Annotated in this window: 12 protein-coding genes; 6 read left to right on the top strand and 6 right to left on the bottom strand. The window is 52.8% G+C overall.

From position 1 onward, the window contains the following. Position 1: 1 nt before the first annotated feature. A complete protein-coding gene (locus PHD76_04030; protein ID MDD5260997.1) occupies positions 2 to 1249 on the bottom strand; it encodes a hypothetical protein in 1248 nt (415 codons plus the stop codon). Between the two features lie 269 nt (positions 1250 to 1518). On the opposite strand from PHD76_04030, the gene PHD76_04035 reads away from it, so the two are divergent. The 3 genes from PHD76_04035 to PHD76_04045 are packed head-to-tail and all read left to right on the top strand — an operon-like array spanning position 1519 to position 4065. Beyond that, positions 1519 to 2808 (top strand): tetratricopeptide repeat protein, encoded by a 1290-nt coding sequence (locus PHD76_04035; protein ID MDD5260998.1) that lies wholly within the window; start codon positions 1519 to 1521, stop codon positions 2806 to 2808. A gap of 18 nt (positions 2809 to 2826) precedes the next feature. After that, positions 2827 to 3585, top strand: coding sequence for a hypothetical protein (locus tag PHD76_04040; GenBank protein MDD5260999.1), 759 nt, complete (start codon positions 2827 to 2829; stop codon positions 3583 to 3585). Positions 3586 to 3606: 21 nt separating this feature from the next. Next, on the top strand, positions 3607 to 4065 hold the full coding sequence (locus PHD76_04045; protein ID MDD5261000.1) for an SLBB domain-containing protein: 459 nt from the start codon (positions 3607 to 3609) through the stop codon (positions 4063 to 4065). Positions 4066 to 4135: 70 nt separating this feature from the next. Here PHD76_04045 and PHD76_04050 read toward each other — a convergent pair whose 3' ends face one another. Next, positions 4136 to 5602, bottom strand: coding sequence for a hypothetical protein (locus tag PHD76_04050; protein MDD5261001.1), 1467 nt, complete (start codon positions 5600 to 5602; stop codon positions 4136 to 4138). A gap of 333 nt (positions 5603 to 5935) precedes the next feature. Between PHD76_04050 and PHD76_04055 the strand changes: the two genes are divergently transcribed. From PHD76_04055 to PHD76_04065, 3 genes are read left to right on the top strand one after another with little or no spacing between them, the layout of a single operon-like run. Next, a complete protein-coding gene (locus PHD76_04055) occupies positions 5936 to 7228 on the top strand; it encodes a hypothetical protein (GenBank protein ID MDD5261002.1) in 1293 nt (430 codons plus the stop codon). A gap of 36 nt (positions 7229 to 7264) precedes the next feature. Next, positions 7265 to 8197 (top strand): SLBB domain-containing protein, encoded by a 933-nt coding sequence (locus PHD76_04060; GenBank protein ID MDD5261003.1) that lies wholly within the window; start codon positions 7265 to 7267, stop codon positions 8195 to 8197. After that, positions 8197 to 10311, top strand: coding sequence for a polysaccharide biosynthesis tyrosine autokinase (locus PHD76_04065; protein MDD5261004.1), 2115 nt, complete (start codon positions 8197 to 8199; stop codon positions 10309 to 10311). The genes PHD76_04060 and PHD76_04065 overlap by 1 nt, the downstream gene beginning before the upstream one ends. Here the strand turns inward: PHD76_04065 and PHD76_04070 are convergent. The 4 genes from PHD76_04070 to PHD76_04085 are packed head-to-tail and all read right to left on the bottom strand — an operon-like array spanning position 10303 to position 15045. Beyond that, entirely contained in the window at positions 10303 to 11355 is a 1053-nt protein-coding gene (locus tag PHD76_04070) for a glycosyltransferase (protein MDD5261005.1), read from the bottom strand. The genes PHD76_04065 and PHD76_04070 overlap by 9 nt on opposite strands. Next, a complete protein-coding gene (locus tag PHD76_04075; protein MDD5261006.1) occupies positions 11355 to 12545 on the bottom strand; it encodes a glycosyltransferase family 4 protein in 1191 nt (396 codons plus the stop codon). The genes PHD76_04070 and PHD76_04075 overlap by 1 nt, the downstream gene beginning before the upstream one ends. After that, positions 12542 to 13639, bottom strand: a complete 1098-nt coding sequence (locus tag PHD76_04080; GenBank protein MDD5261007.1) for a glycosyltransferase family 4 protein — start codon at positions 13637 to 13639, stop codon at positions 12542 to 12544. Before PHD76_04080 ends, PHD76_04075 begins: the two co-directional genes overlap by 4 nt. After that, on the bottom strand, positions 13636 to 15045 hold the full coding sequence (locus PHD76_04085) for a hypothetical protein (protein MDD5261008.1): 1410 nt from the start codon (positions 15043 to 15045) through the stop codon (positions 13636 to 13638). The genes PHD76_04080 and PHD76_04085 overlap by 4 nt, the downstream gene beginning before the upstream one ends. Positions 15046 to 15048 lie beyond the last annotated feature (3 nt).

Below are 15048 nucleotides of genomic sequence, written 5' to 3' on the forward strand. Positions count from 1 at the left end.
TTCAGGGTAAGTTCACTACTGTATCTGCCTGACAAGCCTGTCCGCTGATGACCGCTGTGGCATGAATGGAGATGCTTCCCGGTCCCTTGGAGTGTACGGTGATTTCACCGGAGGCACTGCCATCGGCGGCGATGTCGATGGCCCCGCCTCCAATGGCGTTTTGGTCAGTCGAGAACTGGCTTTTGTCGGCATCGTGGACGCTGAGGGCAATGGCTGCTTTGCCAAACCCGCCCGGCAATCCGGCGACCGTGGCGGTGATTTTCAATTTATATTCGGTGGCGCGGGCGTTTGGACCCAGGGTGGTGTTCACATTCTTATCAAGAACCTCCGCTTCGAGCTTGCTGAGGTTGGCGTCCTGCTTTGAAGGGGCCCACTTTTCGGGAACAACGCCGGAGGCGATTGCCCTGAAAAGATCAATATCGTTGACGCCTTCGGGCACCCGGGTTCCGGTTTCATTCAAAAATTGGCCCCAGGCCGGAGTGGAGTCAGCGATGAACTTTTTATAGGCATCCAAATTTTGCCGGGCCGCCATTCTGAGCTCGTTCTGCGTGGCGACAAGCTGCTTGTATTCATCGGGCGGATAGCGATGGCCCACATGCTGTGCATCAAATGCTTTCAAGGCGTTGTTGGAATCTTCAAAGGTCTGGGCAAGAGCGAGCGCTTGCTGTGCCATCCGGACCAGTTCAGGGGAAAATTTGCCGTTGAATGCTGGCCTGGAAGGGGCCGCAGGCTTCTGTTCTGTTCTCCCGGTTGTGTTTTGCAGGGTGGAGGAGACCGGCTTGCTTTGTTCCTGTTTTTGCACTTCTTCTTCCCGCTTCTTTTTAGCCTCAAAATCCCTCAGGAGCTGTCGGCGCTCCTCGGCCAGAGCATTGACCTTGATTCGGGCGGTTTCGTAATCCTTGGGCAGAGCGTCAAGTTTGGCCTGGTCATCGATAATAAGCTGTTGCAGGTTGCTGATGACCTTGAGATTGGCGGCGCGAACCTTTTCATCGCTTGTAAAAGACTTGAGCTGTGAGCGGGCCACCTTGATTTCCTGAGTCCAGAAGGCGGAATACTTGTCGTTCAAGTAACCCAGATATTCCAGCTTTTCCTTGATAATGGGGGCGTACTCGGCTTCGCTGCCGGCACCGGCGAACATTTGCGAGTCCAAGCTGAAAATTCCGTCCGGGCCGATGGGAATGGTATCTGCTCGGCAGAGCGCCATGGCAACCCAGAGGAATAGGGATAGAGTGGTAGATTTGGCTTTCATGGGTATGTCATGGATCGGGTGAGAGGAACAATAAATCGAGAAAGAGGCTTGCCGGAGCGCGACAGGCGAAGATGGAGGAAGGCCGCCGCGATTTTTTGGACGTAATATTCGCCCCATGAAGACTCCCCGTATGAAATTGAAAACATCCCCCTTCCCCTGGTGATAGATAATGGCGCCGTTTATATAAGCAGGCCTAATTTTTTCTATAAGTTCTCTGATTCGTTGACAAGATAAATAAGAGCTAAGATAGTCCTTGAATTCCAACTTATATGAGACAACTCCAAGGTTTGATCGTTTCAATTTTCTGTTTGCTTGGCACGGCCCATGTGCAGGCTGCCGAACCCGCTCCCACAACTGTAACATCGGCCAACCCAGCCGAAGGCAGCAACTGGGTGAATAGCATCGGGGTCGAAATGAAGTGGAATGAAAAAGGCTATTGGATGGCGGGTGACACGATGAAGCTGGAACAGGCCCGGAAAATCATCAACCTGCCGTCTGCGACAGAGTCTGCAAAAAGCCAAGGCAAGGATGCCGATTATTGGACTTCCCTCACATGTATCTCTGCTGAGCTGTTTTGTTCTTACCTGACCCTGTTGGAGCAAGCCAAAGGGCTGCCGACCGGCTTGGCCTATCATATCCCGAGCGGCGCGCAGTTGAATAACGTGGAACTAAATCTAAGCGAGTGGTCTGAGCCTGTACGCGAGGGGGGAGTCCATTTCGTGATATGCCCGCAGGGCAATTATACGGCAATACCTGCATTTGCATTTAGCGGGGGCCAGAATAGGGAAAGCACCGGAGAAGGTGTGGCCGCAGACTTTCTTGCCGGGGGCGGTACCGCCAAGGAGAGCCGCAAAGATGCGCATTTGGGATTTCGCCTTGTGCTGGAGAAAGCGGGGGCAGTTACATCTGGAGGCATGGGCACGTCTGGCAGTGACGCTGCTGCGGTGAAAATGGCGTTGGAAAAATCTTTTCTACCGAACAGCGCTGAGGATTGCTTCGCTCAAGGTTTGGATGACATGTCGAAAAAACGTTTAGACGAGGCCTTTCTGAATTTCAAAAAAGCCGCGGAAATGGACCCGAACAACGCCGACTATGCCAGCGCCGTGGGCGCCTGCTATGCGGACGGAACCGGCACCGCCAAAGATCCGGTGCAAATGGTGGTTTGGACTACAAAGGCGGCCTCGTTGGGGAAATCCAGCGCCCAATATTTTTTGAGCCGGATATATCGCGGCGGCTGGGGAATTCCTTCCAACCTACCCCTGGCAAACGAATGGCTGCAGAAAGCTGCGGATAAAGGCGACTCCGATGCCTTGAGCCATATGGCGAGCTTCTATATCGAGGGCATAAATGGCTTTCCCCAGGATTATGCCAAGGCCTACGAATGGGCCAAAAAGGGAGTCGGCTCGCGGCATTGCATCTATCTGTTGGGATTGCTCACCTGGAACGGCTGGGGTGTTACCAAAAATGAAGCAGAGGCACGACGCCTCTGGCAAAGCGCGGCAGATCTCGGAGACAACGCTGCCAAAAATGCGCTTGAAAAAAGTGCGGCCGCTCAATGAAACACGGCACAGGTCTAAATGAATTATCAGCCGACCAGTAAACAAGCTGAAACTGGCCACTGCGTTCCGCTCGGAAAGTGGAACGCAAGGCTTCTGACCGACATCAAGGCAGCAGACGGGCGGGAAGACTGCATCCGCTGCCACTATATATATGAGGTTTCCGACCCAGTTACCAAAAAAATTGTTTATGCGACTGCTTTGGAGGAGTCGCGCGCGATTCCCGGCATGCTGTTTTTGTGCGCCTTCCTCGGAGACAAACATGTCAATTTCGGCCGGTTTGAACCCGGGGCAGATGCGGACGCGTTTGTCGCCAAAGCCCGGGAAATGGCCTGTGTGCACTTGGGCGTCAGTGGAAATAAGGAATCTTCCATACAATTCAAATTCAGGGTCTTTCTCTGCTATCTTGACCCCATGGTTGCGGAGATGCTCCAAGGGCTGCTTTCCAAGGACAGGCCCAAGGACGAAATCGGGTATGTGGTGCAGGAACCCGACACCATTAATGCTGATAGTTCCAAAAGGGCCCGGACTCTAATGATCAAGGCTGGCCAGGCGCACCGGGGAGGGGCGATTGATCTGATTGTTCTCGGAGTCAATAATGCGTTTGAGCAGCCAACGGTACAATTTTTAGCTGGTATGCTACGCTGTCCCATTTGGGCAATACTGACTACGGAAACCGAAAATTTGGAAGAAAACCTGCGTAAAAGCGGAGTGTCAGAAGTTTTTCGACCGACAGAAATGAAAGCTCTGGAAATGGCTTTCAAAGAAAGACTGAAATGATACACATCGAAGCCCGTGCTTGTGACAACCGCCAAGGACACATTTGGGGAGGCCGCATGCCGTATTATTTTGAAAAATTGTTGTATTTGCAAATACCGCCTGATTTTGGTTTTGTTATTCATGCTGGTAGCGCCTACGGGCTGGCTTTACGCCCAAACAGAAACGGCAACTCCGAATCCACCCAAGTCCCTGCAAGCAACGACAACTGCGAGTCGCAAATTCAGTATTCTCGGACAGGTACAAAAACCGGGGTGCTATGAGATTCCGGCCAATACACATGTAAGCATCATTGATGCAATCTCACTGGCTGGGGGATACACACGAACGGCGGCCCAGAATTCCGTCACGGTCAAGCGAGTGGTCAATGGCAAGCCCACGATCTTAAAAGTCAGAGCAGGTGATATGGCTCACAGTCCCGATGCCGCGCCCTTCGAGGTTCTTCCCGGCGATATTATCAAGGTACCAGAGAGCTGGTACTAACAGCCTTTTGAGAAACACAGGCCGATGTGGTTGGACACTCGTCCTTCCATTTCCGACTGCGCTAGGGGGCTTAAGGACTGGTGACCGGAATTTGGGGAGGGGGATCCGGCGGGATACCCAACTGATTGTTGACGGCATCGCTTAATCCCTGTGGAACCGGCGTCTCAGGAAGATAAAACTGCGTGACGGTGTTTCCAAAGGCGCTGATCTCGGAAGCAGTAAAAGGCGCCCCGCTGGGACCGCTGTCTGCCGCCAGTTGAACAATGGGAACTTCCTGGGTCAGCAGCGCGGCGGCGAATTTGCGGATGCTGAAGCCGCTCCCATTGCCCCAGGCAGAGGCAATGGCCTTTTTGGGAATAAAACGGAACATAATATAGCGGACCGGTGTCATGTCAAAGTTAACCGCCATCCGGCGTGGGCCACCGGACATTTCGATGGTCCGGTAAGGCTTTGTTTTGTCAAAAAATGCGGGGGGAATGGTCAGGCTGGGAGGCGCGCTCAGGCGGATCTGGGCCAGGAAGATTGGCAGCCCGCTGGTTCCGGAGGATGATCCGTACGGCAGAAAACCCGCGACATCGGAAGAATCTTCCCCCGGCAAACGGTAGAGCAGATAAATATTCAGATCACCGGGAGGGGAGGTAAATGTTCCCGAAATGCGCCGCAGCGGCGTGGTGCTGGACAAATCCAATATCAGGCAGGGATGCGGATCATCCGGGGCAAAACTGTAGCTTGTGCTGATATTATTATCGATCATGTAGTTCGCATCGGAAAGTTTGTTGCCCGGTCCTGTTGAACTCACATATGCGACCGAGGATTTGGCCGTGTACAATGCGGAATAGCTGTAGTTGACAATTTGCTCCACAGGCTGCTGGGCATCAACCACCTCCGGCTTGCCCCGAAGACCGTAGTTTTTGGCGGTGCCAAACAAACCGAACGCCCGGATTTCCCCGGGGATCGAAACGTCAAAGGTCACTTTCACATATCGCGCATCCGCCATGGTAAAATGGCATTCGTACGCATGATCTTTGGCAAAAGTTATAATCTGGCCCGCAGGACGCCAATCGGGACTGTTAAAATCCAAGTCATTTTTCGAGAGAAAGACCGAAAATTTTCCGGCACACTTGTAATTTTGAAAATTAAAGAAATCGAGCGGGTAGGTTTGAGGTAATGATATAATATAAGAAGTTTTCCCGGACAGCAGCGGAGTGCTAATGCTTTGATCGTCGGAAATCAAAGTCATTCCGGTATTCGAACGGCTCTCGTCCTTCTCGTCATCAACAATTTTTTGTGTCGCCTGGGTTGGCCGGTCTGATTTGATATGCGCCCCCAGATTGATCCTCGCCAGATTCAGCGGGTACGTGGCGCGTTTGATTTCATTCAAGTCCGGCGTTTTTTTCAAAACATCTGCCGCCACTTGCTGGGCAAATGTTGTGAAGTAAAGCAAAGCCAAGGCATACAACGAAAGACCAACACCGCGCGCAACCCTCGCCTTGGAATATCCGCTTTTTTGGAAAGTGTCCTTTTTTTGCGTAATCATGCGTGTTCTCGTAGCTCTTTGTCTCCTTCCCCCTTTTAACCTATCCGAGGCTGTAGTATTTGACAATCCGTAAAAGAGAGGCCAGTACTATGGGGTCAGGGCATGTCTCAAAGGGAATTAAAGGGAGTTTTTACTGTAAACTTCGTATTTACATGATCTAAATGTTCTATAATGTGCTAATTAGTAGGAAAATCCATCTGCAAAAGGCGGATAAACCGCCGTTTTGGGGAATTCCATATAAAATGGGCAAATAATAGTTTCGCGACCAATTCAATTGATGTGAATGCCGGGAGAACAGGAAGACGTCTTTCCCACGAAAACGGGGGGAAAGTAGTGAAGACTTGTGGACTGAAATACTTTTCAGGGCGCCTGTCATTTCTTTTTTATTTTCTTTATCTGCTTGCGCCTGCGTATGCCTATGATGGGTCGTATAATGGGGCTTATAATGCAAGGGGGCCTGACATCGGTGTGCTGGGCGAAAGAACAACATTCCCCCATAGTGCCGACGATTCCTACAACATCAAAGCCGGCCCGATCGAGATGAAAGTATCGGCGGGTCTTCGTACGACCTACAGCGATAACATCGGTTTGTCGGAATTCAATCGGATGGAGGATGTCATTTTCAGCCCCTATGTGAACTTGTCCGCAACCTGGCCCATGACTGAATACAACACCCTGCGAATCGGCCTGGGGGTTGCCTACTATAAATATCTCATGCATTCCCAGTTTGACAGTAATGGCCCGATTCTAAGCCAGAATACCAACACCGACACCGGGGTTGATTTTACCATACTGGCGGGTGATTTCCGTTTCATTATATATGACCACATTGCGTATGAACAGGATCCGCTGCAAAACGGCACCTTAAGCAACACTGTGAACTTCGGAGAACTGATCAATACCGCGGGTGTGCATGGAAATTGGGATCTGAACGATCTGCAGCTTTCCCTCGGCGTTGCGCAGCAAAACACAATTTCGACTGAAGGTTCATTCGATTACCTGAACCGATCTTCGCAGATTATCGACGGGGCCGCCACCTTCCAACTCGGGCCTGCCACATTTGCCGGGATTCAAGCCTCGACTGCTCTTACCGCCTATGAGCAGGGCGTTCAAAACAACAACACGAGATTTTCGGTCGGACCGTTTTTCCGGACAAAAGTCACCAATTATCTCGATTTTGATGCCGGGGCGGCGTTTGAATTGGGCGAGTTCAGCAGGGGTGGAAGCAACGGAGATAACAGCGATCTGTCGAGTTACAGCGCTTATGCCGGGTTGCATCACCGCCTGAACCGGCACGTCAGCCATTCTCTGACAGCCACGCGATTCATCGACCTTGGCACCATTTCCAACTATGTCGAGACTTGGAGGGTAGAACACAATGCCAGTTGGACGGTTTTGAACAATGTTTCATTGGGCACCAATCTCTTTGTCGAGTTTTCTGATGAATCGGGAGGCATCCTGGCCGACAGCTACACCCGCTACGGCGGCGGACTTTCACTGGGATACCGCCTGACGGAGCAAACTTTTTCAACGCTCAGTTACAATTATATCGAAAAAGAGTCCCGGATTCCGGGCTATAGCTATTATCAAAACTCCGTCACCCTGGATATTCAGTATAATTTCTAAGAGACTGCCGCGAGATTTTTCGCTACAGTCCGTGCTGTGAAGCCATCCTGTGCGATTCTATTGCTCGTGCTTGCGGCGACTTTTGCCAGGGCTCAAGCCCAGAACGTCAACACGTTGGCGACACCGCCAACCCGGCCTCCGGATCCGATGTCCCTTTTGGATGACACAACCAAATTGAATGTCGGCGATCAAATCACGTTCCGCGTGGTGGAAGACCAGGATCCGGCGGTACCGTTGCAGGTCATGGATTCGGGCGAGGTCGAATTTCCCTATCTGGGGCGCTTTCCCGTTGCGGGAAAAACCTGCCACGCTCTTGCACTGGATCTCAAAAAGGCCCTGGAGAAAGACCTGTATTACCACGCCACCGTGATGATTGCGATCGATGCGCAAAGGAAATCACGCGGTAAAATCTATTTGTTCGGCGGCATCGCCAGGCAGGGACCGCTTGACATTCCGGTGGATGAAATATTCACTCTGAGCAAGGCCGTGGTGCGGGCGGGCGGACTGGTGGCCGGGGCGGATCGAACCAGCGTCAGAATCGAGCGTAAAAAAGGCGACAAACCGGATGAAAAGCAGACCATTACAACCGATCTCAGCAAGGTCTTGGACCAGGGCAGGACCGACCTCGATCCGATTTTGGAGCCTAACGATGTGGTCATCGTTTCACAACTCGGATCCTTGGGCAAAATCACCGTGGTTGGAAAAGTTGGAAGGCCCGGCGTCCAGGAAATTCCGCCCGGCGAACCTTACACCGCAAGCAAGGCGATCATGGCTGCCGGAGGGTTTGCCGATTTTGCAAACAAGGGCAAAGTCAAAATTGTCCGCAAGACAGGGCCCAAGCCAGAGGACAAAACCGAGATCCTGGTGGATGTGGGGGCCGTTCTGGAAAAGGGCGAATTCCAAAAGGATGCGGAGCTTAAAGACGGTGATTTTATCATAGTTCAGGAACGAATCTTCAATTTCAACTGATGAACCAATTCGATCTCAACAAGCCGCAGGTCATGGCCACATGGTCTGCGTCTTTTTTTACAAAGCTGCACCGCTACCGGACGCTCCTCAAGAGGCGTTGGTGGGTGTTGTTGGCGAGCCTCGCCGTCTGCATTGCCTATCAGTCCGTCAAAATCGCCCAGACGGCGCCGATTTATATTTCAAGGTCAAAAATGATGGTAAGCCCGCGCATCAGCGTGATGGACAAAGTTTCGTACAGCGAAGAACTGAACAGCTTTATCGGCACCCAGATTGAACTCATGCGTGGGGCCGAAGTCCACACCCGCGCCATGAACCGCGTCAAGGCCGTCCAACCCGAATTGCCCCAGAGCGCCGTCGGCCTGGACGTCTATCAAACACCCCGGACCTCGATTTTTGAATTTACCGCCACGGGTTCGGAACCCCGGTTTACCCAGGCGTACCTGGACGCGGTCATGCGCGAATTCATCAAATACAAGGATGAAATGCGTTCTCAAACCTCGGACAAAACACTGTCCTCCCTGACGGAGCAACTGCTGCGCCTGGACAAGGAGCTCAAGGAATACCAGGAAAAGCTTTTTGACTTTCAAAAGCAAAACGATGTCATTTTCCTGCAGGAACAGGGAAACACGGCGGCGCAATATCTCGCCAATCTGGACCGCGAAATGGCGGATATGAAAAAGGAGTACCAGTTGTTGGACCTGCTCAGTTTTGAAGACAACCTGCGCCGCGCAAATCTGGCGGCGCAGAAGGACCAGCAAGCGGCGGGAAAAACCCCGGCGCCCGGTAATCCCAACAATCCAGACTCCGACAACTCCTATATCCAGGAAGGGCCGGAAAGCGATTATCTGAAAACAAAAAAGGAACTCCAGATTCTCAATTCCAACCTTGATGAATTGTCGGTCAATCTAAAGCCGCTCCACCCCAAAATCATCAAGATGAAGAGCGATATTGCGCGCCAGGAACGCTTGCTGGAAATTTACAAGACGCAGGGGATTGAACAGTTGAAGGCGCGCCAGAACACCCTCAAGGTCCGCCTGGAAAATGCCGCCAAAATCAGGAGCGAATATGAGCCCAAGGCGCTCGATTCCAGCCGTAAAATGGCTGACTATGCGCGGCTCAAGGCCGATGTCGAGCGGGTCAAAGGCCTTTATAACCGGCTGCTGGATACAGTGCAGAATATCGATGTCAGCTCCAATATCAACCAGACTGAAATTGAGATTCTGGAGTTTGCAACCGCTCCACAATCCACCCGCCCCGACTTTATGAAGGGAGTCCTCACAGGCGCAATTGTGGGGTTTGTTATCGGGATCGGGATTCTGTTTCTACTCGACCGGATCGATGACCGCGTTAATTCCTTCACTGAATTGCGGGAGTATTTTGACGAGCAGGTGCTTGGCCAGATACCCTTGGAATCCGCCTCGGGCGGCAAACGCGTTGAGATACTCAAACGGGAAGATTCCCGGCAGGTTTATTCGGAGGCATTCCGCAATATCCGCTCTTCCCTGATGTACATGGCAGTCGAAGGAGAACGCCCTAAAACCATTTTGGTTACCAGCGCCATTCCCAATGAAGGGAAATCCACCGTGTCCTGCAACCTCGCGATCACCATGGCTTTTGCCGGGTCCCGCGTCCTGCTGATTGACGCCGACATGCGGAAGGGATTGCTTCACGCGGAGCTGAACATCCCTGCAACACCAGGACTTTCAGAGATTCTCGCACAGAAAATGAGCTGGCAGGAAGTGGTTTCCCAGACCCCTTATGAGAATCTTCACTTCATTCCACGCGGGCATGCGAGCGCCCAGGTGGGGGAACTGTTGCTCAACCCGGCAACCATTTTGTTTCTCCAGCACGTGCGGAATGAGTACGACTATGTGATCATCGACAGCGCGCCGATTCTTGCCACCGACGACACACCGAGCCTGGCGCCTAAAATTGACGGGACGCTCATGGTGCTGCGGGCCTCGCACACCTCCATGCGCCTGAGCCGGAACTCCCTGGACGCGCTGTACCAACGCCAGGTGAACGTGCTAGGCATTGTTTTCAATTGCATCGACACCAATCTGCCTGACTACTATCACTACCAGTATTACAAATATTATTATTCCTCAACCTAGCGGCCCGTTCTTCGTGAGATGATGGGCCACTAGCAGCTCCTTGTAGAGCGCCAGATAGCGGGGCATCAAAACATCCCATCTGTATGCCTCATGAATTGAGGTGGCCAGAACATCTCTGGCCCCCTCGTCCCATTCGGAAGACTGGAACCAATTCTCCAGGTTATGGCATAGCGACTTTACATCGGGCGAACAGATGTAACAACCTGCCTGCCCTTTGCAATCACCCCAAGGCGTTTGATCGGTAGTGAGGACCGGTGTTCCAACCTGCAAGGATTCCAGCACCGCCAGTCCGAAATTTTCGGAATACGAGGGCAGGCAAAACAGATCGGCCCCTTGAAAATAATCCCACCTGGCTTCCCCCCAGATTTCCCCGGTCCATTCGATTTCGGGAAGCGACCTCACATGGCTGCGGCAATAGGCTTGGAGTTGGGACAGATACCCGCTTTCTCCGCTTCCAACAATGACAAGTTTGTAGTCTCTAATTCCCTTTTTATGCAATTCCCTCAATGCTTGTAATAGCAAGTGCAGGCCCTTTTTGGGATGGACCCGGGACAAAAACAATATCACCTTGCGGTCCCACCCCAGTCTTTTGCGCGCCGCGCTGTAGTCCGGCCCCTTGATGGAAGGCAATCCCAGCGGAATCATTTCAACCTTCCGGCCTGGCAACAGCTTAAGAATATTGCCGGCTTCCATTCGGCTGGTGGCAAGAATGCAGGAAGCGTTACCCAAAAAATTCTTTTCGAATAGGTGGTAATACGGCCACTTCTTCCACGTTTTCTGCCTCAAAGACCAGGGTTCAAGCATGCCGTGGGGTGAAATCAGATAAGGCCTGCCCTCACTCCGGCATGATTTTGCCACCGCCCTCCACGCCGGCTGCCAAAGTCCATGAAAATGCACCAGATTGACGCCGGTCAAATCAACGCCCGGGCCGGCCACCCTCACATCCACACCGCTCAATTCCAGCCGCGTTTTCAGCCGGGATACGGCGGCATCCAATCCACCCTTGGATTTTTCGCCAAAAAGCTGGTAAAATGCAATTTTCATCAATGTGCCGCGGCTTCCAGATATAGCTTTTCGTATTCGCCGGCCATTTTACGGATTGAATAGCGCTCTTGAATTGTCTCCCGCGCTTTGGAACCGATCCGCTGAAAAAGGCCGTCGGCGCCAGCCCAGTCCAAATCCGATGTAAGTTCTATTGAATTATGGGTATCAAGAAAATCCAGGTCTCTTCTGACTTCCGGGGAAACCGCAGGCGGGAGCCCCGCAGCCATGGCTTCCAAAAGTGAAAATGGCAACCCCTCATACTCAGCAGTGTGGAAATAAGCATCTGCGGCGGCCAGAAAGGGCCTCAACTCCTCCTGCCAGGGCTCTTGTCCCACGCAATCTTCCATCCGCAATTTCCGTACTTCATCCCGCCACCGCTCCATCAACGAGCCGGCGCCGAACCGGGTTCCCCGGCCCACCCACCCGAAGGACTTTTCATTCTCACCGCCCACCCACAAAAAGCGGGCGCGTGGGAAGGACTTTTTTAAACGCGCCGCCTGTTCAAGAAACAGCAATGGGCGCTTTTGTTCGACAAACCGCCCAACTCCAATTACGAGCAGATCATCGGCTTCGAGTTTCAATTCCACGCGCTTTAAATTTCGGAGTCGCAGGATTTCCTCCTGTGCCGGAACCTCCACGCCATTGGAAACCACTTTGACTGTGTTTTCAGGGCCGAGAAAGCGCCTGAGTTCCACCGCGCGGCTTTCGTGGACGGTAATATAATTCCCGGAAAAGCGCCGCAGCGCGCGCCGTGCATTCCAATCACGGAGCCTTCCGCACACAGCGCCCAATGCGGACGGGCTTTGCGTCAGATGAATCGTGCAGACGCCGGGCGTTTTCAAAGTTTTTGCCGCCGCTAATAAATCAAGCCCGTCCTCGAGGTTTTGTTTGTTGAAATGAATCACATCCGGCTTCCAATCTTCCCAAACCCGGGTAATGCGGCCCGGGATTTTCCTTCCCCATGGAAATCCCAGACCCCGAAAACGGCGGTCATAGGTGTTACGGTAGGGACTTCTGAAAACCGTCCCGATTTTTGAGAAAACGGAACAAAGTTCATCCATCCTGGGGTGCTCCGAGGCCCAGAGCGCCACCTCATGGCCCATTCCCGCGAGGGCCGGACCCAGACGCGCCAGAAATATTTCACCTCCTCCTCTCGAACCTGAACTGCTGCTGATAAACAAAATTTTCATCCGCTTGCCAGGGTTTCTCCCACCAGTTTTAACCATTTTTTTGCGCCTGCCTCCGCCGTCCACTCCCTGGATTTTTCCAGCGAATAATTTCCCATTTCCCCGCGCAACAACGGGTCGTCAGCCAGCTTTTTCATCGCATCAAACAACAAGGCGGCTTTCCCGGCCGGAACCCTCAGCCCGTTTTTCCCGGAATCAACCAGGTCCTGGCTTGCCCCGGCGGCCTCCGAGCAAATGATCGGGAGACCGGCTCCCAGCGCCTGATTAATGACGACACCCCAGCCATCATAGCGGCTTGACAGAACAAACACATCCGCCCGGGCAAAATATTCCGGCAATTCATGCGGTTCTTTGAAACCGGCGTATTCAATCCTGTTCCGCACGGGAGCCGGGAGCGTCTCCAGCAATGCGGGCAACTCCCCCGGCCGCCCCGCCAGGAGCAGTCGGGCCAATGTATTGCCCTGGCAAAGCTGTGTGAAAGCCTCGAGCAGGATATCGATTCCCTTTCTGCGAATCATCTGGCCGCAGAAGAAAAATGTCACGTTTGCATCCGAGGCCCTTCTTTGATCAAGCGCTTGGTACGGGTGCAAGTCGCAATGATACGGCATGTTCCATATCCTTTGGCCGGGAAAGCGGAGGGCATAATCCCGGGCGGCGCGCGAGCCGACGGCCGCTATCCCCGAAGCCTGCGCAAGGGGCCAGGATAAAAACCGCTGCAACCGTTGCTTTAGCAAGTTCGAGGTCGGACGGATTTGCTCGCCCCAGAAAATCCAGCGGGAGTTGCCGGGGTTTCTCCGCATCATCCATTGGGCCGATGGCGAGGTCAGGCTTCCGTTGATGACCCAAAGATCGGCCTCATCCGCGGCGGGCAATCCGCGGTTGAATTGCAACCGGACATTTAAAAATTCAACCCCCCGGCCCGAAAGAAGCCTTTCATAGCTGTTCAATTCCGCGCGCTTCCAGGGCGAGTCCTGCGCTCCGGGTTGTTGATAATATATTGTTAGTTTGATCTCATTTTCCTTCGCCAGCGCCTCAAACAAATCTCTCTGATAAGGAGAGGGCATGACGGTGAAAAACGCGACTTTGGGAAGCTTCATTGGCGGGGAAATCTGGGCGGAGGGGGCGGACGATTTGCTTGTTGCGCCCGCAGTTTGGACACCAGGATGGAACCGCCCACAATGGCGGCCATGGTTGGCAGAATCGCCGTCGTAAAGACAAACAGGCTGCGCATGGAAATGACAGTGGCGAAAAAGCCGGAGGCATAAATCAGAATTCCAAAATCCGAATTCCTGGGTGACGCCAGGTGCGACCACCACCCCGCCATAATGCCAAAGAACAGCCCGGCCCAAAAGACGCCATAATAACCATTGGCAATATAAGCCTCCCCGACAAAACTTGACGCCAGGGTCAATCCCTCAACCCCAAGCGCATCCTCAATTGCCTCGCTGAGTCCTTCGGGCTTTCCCGGCCACATGGCCCGTGGAACCGGCCGGATCAGGGCAAGGTAGGGAACCTGCCAGCCGAGGTAGGGTACGCGGTCTGGAAACACCTGGGCCAAACCGCAAATGACATAAAGGTTGTAATCCACAAAGAGAGTCTGTTCCGTGTCCAGTTCCTTGCTTTGGTTCCCTTCCAGATAGTTTCTTAGCCCCATATTCCTGAACTCCAGCATCACCTTGGTGGAAACCAGCATCAAGACGGCGCACGTTCCCGCTACAATCAAAAATTCCTTCGTCTTGTTTTTCGGTAGGGCAAAATTGTAAGCGATCATGAAAGTTACAAGAAAACAGGCGAAGACATTGCGTGTTCCGCCGGAAAAGCCAAAGAACATCGTCCATGCCAGTCCGAGGGACACGAGAGTCAGTTGGCCTCGCGTGTAAGCATGGCGCTTGGCCAGCATAACCCCCGCCAGGGGCGGAATCAGGTAAATCAACAAACCCAGCTCGGTTATGAGGGCCTTCCAGTCTCCAAATTTTCCTCGCCCCCATGGAGCGGTAAATCGTGGTTCCAAATACCACATAAACACATCTGACGGGTTGAAATTTACAGCCAGAAATTGGTGGAAATAGCCCACAATCATGGCCAGCCAGAAAATGACCATCATGATTTTGGGTGAAAGCGGTGTGGTGAAGACCTCGTTGAATGGAGCTTTTTTAAGGTTCGGCAAATGCCGCCCCACTGCCAGTCCCGCAAAACCCATCAATACTGCCTGGACTCCTATCATCACTGTTCTGCGATCCACCATTGTATCAAAATCAGTCTGCTTGTAAAAAAATTCAAAAAGTGTCAGGAAAAACAAGGCAATGATCCCCATCAAATCGGCACGGATCAAATTCCGGACCCCACGTGTAATATCCACAAGAACGCTGGCCCCGATGCTGATGGCCGTTCCATAAGCCGCATAACGCGCTATCGACGATGCACGGTCGCCTTCGAGCGTTGCCGAAGTAATGGCAAGACCCGCCAAAAGCAATGCTGTGCCCAGCAAGGTGGGTTTGGGCATTTC

This window comes from Candidatus Methylacidiphilales bacterium (assembly GCA_028713655.1).
Taxonomy (GTDB): domain Bacteria; phylum Verrucomicrobiota; class Verrucomicrobiia; order Methylacidiphilales; family JAAUTS01; genus JAQTNW01.

Bases quoted from the DNA above. Each gene is read 5' to 3' on its own strand.
- PHD76_04050 (MDD5261001.1), bottom strand. From the start codon at position 5,602: ATGATTACGCAAAAAAAGGACACTTTCCAAAAAAGCGGATATTCCAAG.
- PHD76_04080 (MDD5261007.1), bottom strand. From the start codon at position 13,639: ATGAAGCTTCCCAAAGTCGCGTTTTTCACCGTCATGCCCTCTCCTTAT.
- PHD76_04070 (MDD5261005.1), bottom strand. From the start codon at position 11,355: ATGAAAATTGCATTTTACCAGCTTTTTGGCGAAAAATCCAAGGGTGGA.
- PHD76_04065 (MDD5261004.1), top strand. From the start codon at position 8,197: ATGAACCAATTCGATCTCAACAAGCCGCAGGTCATGGCCACATGGTCT.
- PHD76_04085 (MDD5261008.1), bottom strand. From the start codon at position 15,045: ATGCCCAAACCCACCTTGCTGGGCACAGCATTGCTTTTGGCGGGTCTT.
- PHD76_04075 (MDD5261006.1), bottom strand. From the start codon at position 12,545: ATGAAAATTTTGTTTATCAGCAGCAGTTCAGGTTCGAGAGGAGGAGGT.
- PHD76_04035 (MDD5260998.1), top strand. From the start codon at position 1,519: ATGAGACAACTCCAAGGTTTGATCGTTTCAATTTTCTGTTTGCTTGGC.
- PHD76_04040 (MDD5260999.1), top strand. From the start codon at position 2,827: ATGAATTATCAGCCGACCAGTAAACAAGCTGAAACTGGCCACTGCGTT.
- PHD76_04030 (MDD5260997.1), bottom strand. From the start codon at position 1,249: ATGAAAGCCAAATCTACCACTCTATCCCTATTCCTCTGGGTTGCCATG.